Source organism: Ruminococcus sp. 1001136sp1_2201st1_G3_2201SCRN_220225 (genome assembly GCF_040924365.1).
GTDB classification, from domain to species: Bacteria; Bacillota; Clostridia; order Lachnospirales; family Lachnospiraceae; genus Blautia_A; species Blautia_A faecis.
The window spans coordinates 9,667-18,888 of the sequence record NZ_JBCOME010000069.1; the positions used below are offsets into that span (position 1 = coordinate 9,667).

Here is a 9,222-nt window from a genome sequence, read left to right on the forward strand (position 1 = left end):
ATTTATGGCAATAAAAGTATGTCTTGAAGACGTATTGAAAGAGCGGGGAATGACGTCTAAGGAACTGTGCAGCCTGATAAACATCACAGAAGCCAACCTGTCCGTCCTAAGAAGCGGAAAGGCCAAGGGCGTGCGGTTCCACACCATTAACCGGATCTGTTATTTCCTGCAATGCGATGTTGGCGATATCTTAAAATTCGATGGAAATCTGGAGGTGGACGAAAATGAAGATTAGGAAATATCTGTTAAAAAGTTTGTTCAAATTATCGGTTGTTTTCATGGCTTTCACAGCCAGCGGCTGTACTCTTGCAGTCCCAGAAGCCGGCACAGATGGAAACGGTGACCGGCTGATTGGCGCTTTTATCACCTCCGAATACCTGGACCTGTATGATATGGAGGGCTATCTGAACGACCATGCCGCCTCCCTTATGAACAACAGCAGTATCACCATAGGAAACGACAGTCGTTATGAGGGGAAACTTGTGGCAACTGTGGATAAAGAAGGTTCCCAGTCTTCTTCTGAGTGGAAAATTTCCTTTGGGGACATAAAAGGAGAATACATTTTAATGCCAGTGACCGAAGACGAGGATGGAAATACATCTGTAGGAAATCTTTGTTCTGACGGAGTAGGAGATCCGTATTTGAACTATAATGTTACCGATGATGGAGAAACACAGGAAATCAGTGCCACCGTTTACCAGGTCTCTGGCAAGTCAGAACACACCCAGTATGTAAACCCGGTTTTCCAGAAAGAAAACGGGGAAATTTATGCCATGGCTGGAAACGGCTATTCCAACGGTGTGGAAGGCTCAGAAGGAAACACTATGGCCGCTACCCTTTCCGGTGAAACTACTACAGTGGAAAATGGAAAGACTAAGACAGAAGGCTGTAAAGTGACGGTTCAGTTTGCCACTATGTACAAACCAGTGCGGACCATCATTTACCAGATGAATGCGGCAAATCAGGTGTTGAAGCAGACTGCCTATAAGCCATCTGAGGTGCCGGATAGCTTGAAGGTAGAAGCAGACACTGTCTATATTCTGGCGGAAATCAGAAAGGAAGATACTTCAGGCAAAATGGTGACAACCAGGACGATCTTGAATTTGAATTCGTCAGAGGATGAGGAAACGCAGTACTTGGAGACTTGGTATCCCCTGGAGAATGGGTTGGTCAGCAAAAAAGATGTAGAGATTGAATACTGAATAAAAATGCCAGGAAAATCAACCTGGCATTTTTGGCGTAATAGGAAATTTCGTTGGAATTTGTTATTTATTTTTTACTCATTTTTTCTCGAAAAAAGCAGAATTTGTACAAAATAAATACATAATTCATACAAAACCAATTCCAAACAATAAAAAGCAATAAAGAATAATAAAAAAACAATTGACAACACTACAACACTTTGCTATACTAAAATTACCAAAAAGAGGCGAGCAAAAAGAACATTTTTTATTTATGCAAAGGCGCATGAAACTACATCGTGACTAAGTTGCAGAATAGAAAATGTTTTTTTACTATAAAGGCATCGACACCAGAATTTTATAAAATATTTTCTAAAAAATGTCCTGCTTTTATAAGAAAACACCTGCGGCAGCAGGCGCTTCCGCTTTCCGAAAAGGCTTACTACCGTACCGGAATTAAGGACGGATAAGAAAGGAGAAAAAACTATGAAAATGATGAAAGCAGCAGTAGCACTTGGAATGGCACTCACCATGACTGTTACAGGTGCATCAGCAGTATTCGCAGAGGGAGAGACACTCAGCGTTGCTACTGATTTCGAGATCAAGACTCTGGTACCGTGGGCTGCATCCGAGGAGAATGCATTCCTGGTACTGAACCAGGCAGAAGAGGGACTGTTCCGTATGGACGAGAACAACCAGCCTCAGCCGGCTCTTTGCGATACTTATGAGGTATCCGATGACAAGCTTACATACACCTTCCACTTAAGAGACGGAATCCAGTGGAGCAATGGTGAGCCTGTAACAGCAGCAGATTTCGTATACGCATGGCTGAAACAGATGAGCGCAGACGCAACAAACGGCTACAGCTTCATTATGACAGACTACATCGTAAATGGCCAGGAGTACAATGAGGGAAGCGTTGAGGCTTCTGAGGTAGGCGTTAAGGCTGTTGACGATCAGACACTGGAAGTTCAGCTGAAGAGCCCGACACCATACTTCCTGAACCTTACTACAATGGATATGTTCTTCCCGGTTAACGAAGCATTCTGCGAAGAGCAGGGTACAAACTTCGCTCTTTCCCCAGACAGCATGCTCTACTGCGGACCGTACGTGATCACAGATTATGATCCGGCTGTAGGCGTTACTTTCGCTAAGAACGATAACTACTGGGATAAAGACAACGTAGCAATCGAAGATGCACAGGTTCGTGTAATCAAAGATGCTGCAGCTGCATTAAGCGCATATCAGGCTGGCGAGCTTTCCCAGGTTAAACTTGATTCTGCAAACGTAGTAGCATACAAGGATGATCCGGAATTCGCCCAGGAGATCGACTTCCGTACAAGCTATGTACAGTTCAACCTTACAGATGACGTAATGAGCAATGTAAACATGAGAAAAGCTATTTCTCTTGCTATGAACAGAAGCGCTCTTACAGATAACATTCTTGCTGATGGTTCTGCACCAGGATTCGGTCTTGTAGCAGACGGCATGAGCGGTGATGGAGAGAAGACATTCCGTGAACTGAACGGAGATGTTTCCCCATATGATCCGGAGCAGGCAAAAGAGTACTACGACAAAGCAGTTGAGGAACTTGGAAGCGCACCTTCAGAGGTTACTCTTCTTGTAGCTGATGACTCTGTATCCAAATCCGTTGCAACATTTATCCAGAGTGAGCTTGTTACAACACTTGGTCTGAACGTAGTAATCGATACCAAGACTGTACAGGGACGTGGAGAGCTGATGGATGCCAACAACTATCAGTTTGCTGTAACAGCATGGGGTGCTGACTATGATGACGCTATGACATACCTTGATCTGTGGACAAACGGAACTCCATACCGTGGAAACTACAACGATGCAGATTACAATGCACTGATTTCTGATGCTAAGACTCAGACAGACGATGCAGCTCGTCTTGATGACATGCTGAAAGCTGAGAAGAAGCTGGTTGAGGAAGACGCAGTTGTTGCTCCTGTATACCACAGAGGTTCCGCTGTTCTGACAAAATCCAATGTCAAGAACCTGATCAGCCATCCGATCGGTGTTCCGCTTGAGTTCAAGTACGCTTCCTTCGAATAATCTCTTATTCAGGTGATTGTTGGATATAAACTGGTAGCGAAACAGATCTCAGAGGTTTGCTTCAAATTCAAGTAATATTCCTTAAGGAATAAGTAACGGACCGTATACAGCAGTGGCTTACACAGCCGGTATACGGTCTGTTTTTCACAGAAAGAAAAGGAGTACTGTTCACTACGTGCACAGTAACAGAAAAGGTGATGTCATGCTGAAATATGTATTAAAGCGATTAGGGTACATTCTGGTTACCTTGTGGGTAATTGTAACCTGTACCTTTTTCATGATGAAAAATCTTCCAGGTACACCTTTTGATGCTGAGCGTTTTAGTATTATGACACCTCAGCAGCAGGAACGTGTGCTGGAAATGTATGGATTAAATGATTCTCTTCCAATGCAGTATGTGAAATATATTAAGAACATGCTGAAAGGAGACCTTGGCACTTCCTTTACTTATGTAAACCAGGACGTTTCCAAGGTTATCACAGGTCGTCTCGGACCATCTGCTCTGATTGGTATCCAGGCAGTACTGATCGGACTTGCAATCGGATTAATTTTAGGAATCCTGGCTGCCTGGAAGCACAATAGCGGAATTGATTACCTTACTATGATATTGGCAGTGCTTGGAGTTTCGGTGCCGAACTTTGTCGCCGCAGCCCTTCTTCAGTATTACATAGGTCTGAAATGGGGCGTTCTCCCGGTTGGATTCTGGACTGGCTGGAATTGTTCCGTATTGCCGTCCATTGCGCTTTCGTTCAGTGCAACAGCTATGGTTGCCCGTTTTATGCGTACCGAAATGCTGGATGTACTGGATCAGGATTACATCGTAACTGCAAGAGCCAAGGGGCTGAGCCAGATGAAAGTCCTTATGCGTCATGCAGTCCGCAACTCCATCCTTCCGGTTGTAACTATTTTAGGACCAATCGTAGTAAACCTTATGACAGGATCTCTTGCTGTAGAGAACATTTTCAGTATTCCTGGTATCGGAAGTCTTTTCGTAGACTGTATCAAGGCAAATGACTATCCAGTGATCATGGGTATTACTATTTTCTATGCCGCATTCTATATGCTGATTGTACTGCTTGTTGACCTGGCTTATTCTCTTATTGATCCGAGAATTCGTCTTGCCAAAGGAAAGGAGAGCTGATCGTGGACAAATCAAAAATTGACCGCAGCATGTATCAGAAAGCGAAAGTAGAAGCCTCTGAAAAAGAGCACATCGCAGCTCCTGCTTCCACTATGCTGGCTGACGCATGGATCCGTCTGAAAAAAAACAAGGCAGCAGTTGTAGCATTATTTATTTTGATCGGAATTATCCTGCTTGCCATTTTTGCACCGATCTTCAGTAAATATTCATTTAGAGACACTGATTATAACAATGTATATGGACTTCCAAGCGCAGCACATATTTTTGGTGCTGATCAGTTTGGACGTGACCTGTGGGTACGTACCTGGATGGGAACCAGAATTTCCCTTATGATCGCACTGGTAGCTGCAATCCTTGATCTGGTTGTAGGTGTTCTTTACGGTGCTGTTTCCGCTCTTTTCGGTGGAAAGGTAGACGCTATTATGCAGCGTATCATTGAGGTACTGGTTGGAATCCCAAGCCTTATCATTGTAATCCTTTTCCTGATGGCATTCCCGGCTGGTGTAGGAACTATTATCGCTGCACTTTCCATTACCGGATGGGTAAACATGGCCAGACTGGTTCGTGCTGAGATCCTGAAACTGAAGAATCAGGAATTCGTACTTGCTTCTCAGGTTCTTGGAACCAGCAAATTCAACATTATTATGAAGGATCTGATCCCGAACACAGTCAGCGTTATCGTAATCAACGTGATGTTCACAATCCCAAGCGCTATCTTTACCGAGGCATTCTTAAGCTTCATTGGTATTGGTCTGGCAGAGCCGCAGGCTTCCCTTGGTGTATTGATCAACGGTGGTTATCAGGTACTGCGAATGTATCCACATGTACTGATTTTCCCGGCAATTGTTATCGTACTGATTATGGTATGCTTCAGTATTCTGGGCGACGGACTTCGTGATGCCCTTGATCCGCAGATGAGAAAGTAGGTACAGCTATGGGAAAAATATTAGAAGTTAAGAATCTTACAGTCCACATCAAGACGCACAAGGGCGTTGTCCAGGCTGTGCGCGGCGTGGATTTTTACCTGAATGAGCAGGAGACACTTGCGGTAGTAGGAGAGTCCGGTTCCGGAAAATCCATTACCATGAAAGGTGTTATGGGAATCCTCCCAAAGAATGGAAAAGTAGTAGAAGGAAGCGTAATGTTTCAGGGAAATGATCTGACCAAATATTCAGAACGTCAGATGCAGCAGGTGCGCGGAAGCGAGATTGCCATGATCTTCCAGGATCCTATGACTTCCCTGAACCCAACTATGAAGGTTGGAAAACAGATCGAGGAAATGTTGAAAGAGCACCGCAAGGAGATGAGTAAAGCCGACCGTAAGGCAAGAGCCATTGAGCTTCTTTCCCTGGTTGGAATCTCCAATCCGGAGGCACGTTACGACCAGTATCCACACCAGCTGTCCGGTGGTATGAGACAGCGAGTTGTCATCGCCATTGCACTGGCATGTGATCCCAAGGTGCTGATCGCAGATGAGCCGACCACAGCCCTTGATGTAACGATCCAGGCACAGATCCTGGATCTGATGCGCGATCTTCAGAAAAAGATCAAAACATCCATTATCATCATTACCCATAACCTTGGTGTTGTGGCAAATATTGCAGACCGTGTTGCTGTTATGTATGGCGGAAAATTAGTTGAGACAGGAGATGTGGAAGATATTTTCCACAACCCATGTCACGAATATACAAAAGGCCTTCTTCGTTCTATTCCAAAAGCACACGAAAAAGGCGGTGAGCTTCAGGCAATCCCGGGAACTCCTCCGGATCTTATGGAGCCTCCGGTTGGATGTCCTTTTGCGGCAAGATGTAAGGAGACAATGATCGTCTGCCAGAAATACATGCCGGATTATACCGATTGCGGCAAGAATCACAAGTCAGCATGCTGGATGCTTGACGAGATGGCACAGGAGGTAAACTCTGATGAAAAATGATGAAAAGCAGGTACTTCTTGATGTCAAGAACCTGAAGAAATACTTTAATGTTGGAAATAAAAAGATCCTGAAAGCAGTTGATGACATTTCCCTTCAGATTTATAAAGGAGAGACTCTTGGTCTGGTTGGAGAGTCTGGATGTGGTAAATCTACCTTCGGAAGAACTGTTATCCATCTGTATGATCCTACAGATGGTACGGTAACCTTCGATGGAACGAAAATTGACAAGAATCTGGATACAAAGCAGAGACATGAGCTTTGCAGAAGAATGCAGATGATTTTCCAGGATCCATATGCATCCCTGAACCCGCGAAGAAAAATTCTGGATATTGTAGCAGAGGGAATTGATGCTCACGGTCTTGCTGCCAATAAAAAAGAACGTGATGCCAAGGTAATTGAGCTTCTGGAAACCGTTGGTCTTCAGGCAGAGCATGCAGATCGTTTCCCTCATGAGTTTTCCGGTGGACAGCGCCAGCGTGTTGGTATTGCACGTGCACTTGCAGTAAATCCGGATTTTATTGTATGCGATGAGCCAATTTCTGCTCTGGACGTTTCCATCCAGGCACAGGTTATCAACCTTCTGGAGCAGCTTCAGAGAGAGCGTGGGCTGACTTACCTGTTTATTGCACACGACCTTTCCATGGTGAAACATATCAGTGACCGTATTGGTGTTATGTACTTGGGATCTCTTGTTGAGCTTGCTGACAGTGAGGAGCTTTTCGAGAACCCAATGCATCCTTATACCAAGGCTCTTCTTTCTGCAATCCCGATCCCGGATCCGGATATTGAGAAGAACCGTCAGAGAATCATGCTGGAGGGTACACTTCCGAACCCTATTGATCTTGGCGAGGAGTGTAAGTTCTGCAGTCGCTGTCCTGTTTGCAAGGATAGCTGCCATAAGAGCCAGCCGAAGCTTGTTGAGGTAAAACCGGGACATTTTGTTGCCTGCAGTCAGTGCGCAGAGTAATATTTGACAGACAGATTGGGTATCTATTCAGAAGATATGGAAAGCTAAAAGACTGGCTGTAATATGAAATGTATAGTGCTTGTTAACTGTTAAAATAGCAAGAGATAGACTTAGGAAAAATCAGACAGCAGAAAACAGGAGGAAGAAGGATGTTTATTGAGGAACGGCAGATAGCCATCGAGAAAGTCCTTCGGGAAGAGGGAAAAGTCCGGACCAGGGAACTGAGCGAAATGTTCCAGGTTACAGAGGACTGCATCCGTAAAGATCTGAAAACTCTTGAGAATGCCGGTAAATTAAAAAGAACTTACGGTGGTGCGATTCTTTCCCAGGATTACCCGCTGGAAAGAGATGTTATCGACAGAAGAAATTATCATGTGGACAAGAAGATGGTGATCGCGGTCAAGGCTATGACGTTGATCAAAGAGCGGGAAGCGATTTTTCTTGATATATCCACAACCAATATTGAGCTTGCCAAGCTTCTTGCGAAATCGAAAATGCAGCTTACCGTAGTGAGCAACATGATCGATATTTTACAGCTGCTTGCGCAAAATCCCAAGATCACAGCCATTGGAACCGGTGGAATCATGTATCCTACAGTAAATGGATTCCTTGGTTCTGCAGCAATCCAGGTGATCCGGCAGTACAGCTTTGACCGGGCATTTATGGGAAGCTGCGGAATTGATATGATGGATCACACCGTCACGACTCTTGGAGTGGAGGACGGATTGACCAAGAAGGCTGCAATTGAAAGCAGCCGTCATAAATATGCCGTGATGGAGCGGGAGAAATTTTATTTTAATGAATCTTATAAATTTACACAGCTTGATGAACTGGACGGAATCATCACAGATGAATTCCCAGATCAGTCGGTGCAGGATATGCTGGATTCCCTTGGTGTAACGCTCTATTAAGAAACGGCAGCTCGGGAATGCAGCAACAAAGTGACAAGACCGGCGGGCATGGGAATAATTTGTGAAATTATCAGAATGCAAAGTATTGTGATAGCTGCAATGTGATAGTATCAGGCTGGGTGAAAGGAAAAAGAGGATATGAGCAAATTTACTTTGGAGGTTTGTGCAGATTCTGTGGAATCTGTACTTGCCGCTGAGAAAGGCGGAGCAGACAGGATCGAGCTTTGCGGAAATGTGGTGATTGGAGGAACAACTCCATCAGAGAGTCTTTTCCGCGAGATCCGCAGGTATAGTGATATTAAGATCCATGCACTGATCCGTCCAAGATTTGGGGATTTTTGTTATACTGAATATGAATTTGATATTATTCGTTCAGAAGTGAGAAGATTCCGGGAGCTGGGTGCCCAGGGAGTTGTACTCGGTATGCTAAGACCGGATGGATCTCTGGATGTGGAGCATCTGGCACTGCTTATGGAGGAAGCGAAGGGGATGTCTGTAACTTTGCACAGGGCTTTTGACGTGTGCAGGGATCCAATGGAGGCCCTGGAGCAGGCCATTTCTCTTGGTTTTAACACCATTCTTACATCTGGACAGAAGAATAACTGTGTGGATGGTTCGCCGCTGCTTGCAGAGCTGGTGGAAAAGAGTGCAGGTCGTATTCACATTATGGCTGGTGCAGGAGTGAATGCAGACGTGATTGCGCCAATCTATGAGAAAACCGGAATCACAGATTATCATATGACGGGCAAGGTTTTGCTGGACAGTGAGATGAAGTACCGCAAAGAGGGTGTGAGTATGGGACTGCCTTCTTTGAGTGAGTATGAGATTTTCCGCACCAGTGAGGCTGAGGTGAAAAAGGCCCGGGAAGTTTTAGCAAGGCTTTAGAGCCTTAGGCGCTCTTTCACAAAATGGGATTGTTTTCGTGAAAGGGCGTTTTGCTATTTAGTTGATTAAAAGTTCTTCAATGCGGACGCATTTGGACAATGTGTATTACTCACTCGCCGGCGCAA

At 44.8% G+C, this 9,222-nt stretch carries 9 protein-coding genes; all 9 read left to right on the plus strand.

The window, feature by feature from the left end; genetic code table 11:
- The first annotated feature begins 4 nt into the window (after positions 1-4).
- The 9 genes from AB5642_RS17410 (at position 5) to AB5642_RS17450 (ending at position 9,097) form a co-directional block, all read left to right on the plus strand.
- Positions 5-235 (plus strand): helix-turn-helix domain-containing protein, encoded by a 231-nt coding sequence (locus AB5642_RS17410; protein ID WP_368371787.1) that lies wholly within the window; start codon positions 5-7, stop codon positions 233-235.
- Positions 225-1,202: a hypothetical protein gene (locus AB5642_RS17415; RefSeq protein ID WP_368371783.1), complete on the plus strand. Its 978-nt coding sequence runs from the start codon at positions 225-227 to the stop codon at positions 1,200-1,202. Before AB5642_RS17410 ends, AB5642_RS17415 begins: the two co-directional genes overlap by 11 nt.
- Before the next feature lie 465 nt (positions 1,203-1,667).
- The gene (locus AB5642_RS17420; RefSeq protein WP_294674641.1) at positions 1,668-3,260 is read left to right on the plus strand and encodes a peptide ABC transporter substrate-binding protein; all 1,593 of its coding nucleotides are present in this window, start codon (positions 1,668-1,670) and stop codon (positions 3,258-3,260) included.
- Between the two features lie 175 nt (positions 3,261-3,435).
- Positions 3,436-4,401, plus strand: a complete 966-nt coding sequence (locus AB5642_RS17425; protein ID WP_368371784.1) for an ABC transporter permease — start codon at positions 3,436-3,438, stop codon at positions 4,399-4,401.
- 2 nt (positions 4,402-4,403) lie between these two features.
- Positions 4,404-5,327 (plus strand): ABC transporter permease, encoded by a 924-nt coding sequence (locus tag AB5642_RS17430; RefSeq protein WP_272092446.1) that lies wholly within the window; start codon positions 4,404-4,406, stop codon positions 5,325-5,327.
- Between the two features lie 8 nt (positions 5,328-5,335).
- A complete protein-coding gene (locus AB5642_RS17435; protein ID WP_148463622.1) occupies positions 5,336-6,334 on the plus strand; it encodes an ABC transporter ATP-binding protein in 999 nt (332 codons plus the stop codon).
- Complete coding sequence (locus tag AB5642_RS17440) at positions 6,324-7,301, plus strand: ABC transporter ATP-binding protein (RefSeq protein ID WP_148463621.1); 978 nt, start codon at positions 6,324-6,326, stop codon at positions 7,299-7,301. The genes AB5642_RS17435 and AB5642_RS17440 overlap by 11 nt, the downstream gene beginning before the upstream one ends.
- A 149-nt stretch (positions 7,302-7,450) precedes the next feature.
- Positions 7,451-8,212: a DeoR/GlpR family DNA-binding transcription regulator gene (locus tag AB5642_RS17445; protein WP_173772021.1), complete on the plus strand. Its 762-nt coding sequence runs from the start codon at positions 7,451-7,453 to the stop codon at positions 8,210-8,212.
- Positions 8,213-8,350: 138 nt separating this feature from the next.
- A complete protein-coding gene (locus AB5642_RS17450; protein ID WP_368371785.1) occupies positions 8,351-9,097 on the plus strand; it encodes a copper homeostasis protein CutC in 747 nt (248 codons plus the stop codon).
- The last annotated feature ends 125 nt before the right edge of the window (positions 9,098-9,222 follow it).

What these genes read in the sequence shown, in the direction of transcription:
- AB5642_RS17410 (WP_368371787.1), top strand. Translation starts at nt 5, where the DNA reads ATGGCAATAAAAGTATGTCTTGAAGACGTATTGAAAGAGCGGGGAATG.
- AB5642_RS17415 (WP_368371783.1), top strand. Translation starts at nt 225, where the DNA reads ATGAAGATTAGGAAATATCTGTTAAAAAGTTTGTTCAAATTATCGGTT.
- AB5642_RS17420 (WP_294674641.1), top strand. Translation starts at nt 1,668, where the DNA reads ATGAAAATGATGAAAGCAGCAGTAGCACTTGGAATGGCACTCACCATG.
- AB5642_RS17435 (WP_148463622.1), top strand. Translation starts at nt 5,336, where the DNA reads ATGGGAAAAATATTAGAAGTTAAGAATCTTACAGTCCACATCAAGACG.
- AB5642_RS17440 (WP_148463621.1), top strand. Translation starts at nt 6,324, where the DNA reads ATGAAAAATGATGAAAAGCAGGTACTTCTTGATGTCAAGAACCTGAAG.
- AB5642_RS17445 (WP_173772021.1), top strand. Translation starts at nt 7,451, where the DNA reads ATGTTTATTGAGGAACGGCAGATAGCCATCGAGAAAGTCCTTCGGGAA.
- AB5642_RS17450 (WP_368371785.1), top strand. Translation starts at nt 8,351, where the DNA reads ATGAGCAAATTTACTTTGGAGGTTTGTGCAGATTCTGTGGAATCTGTA.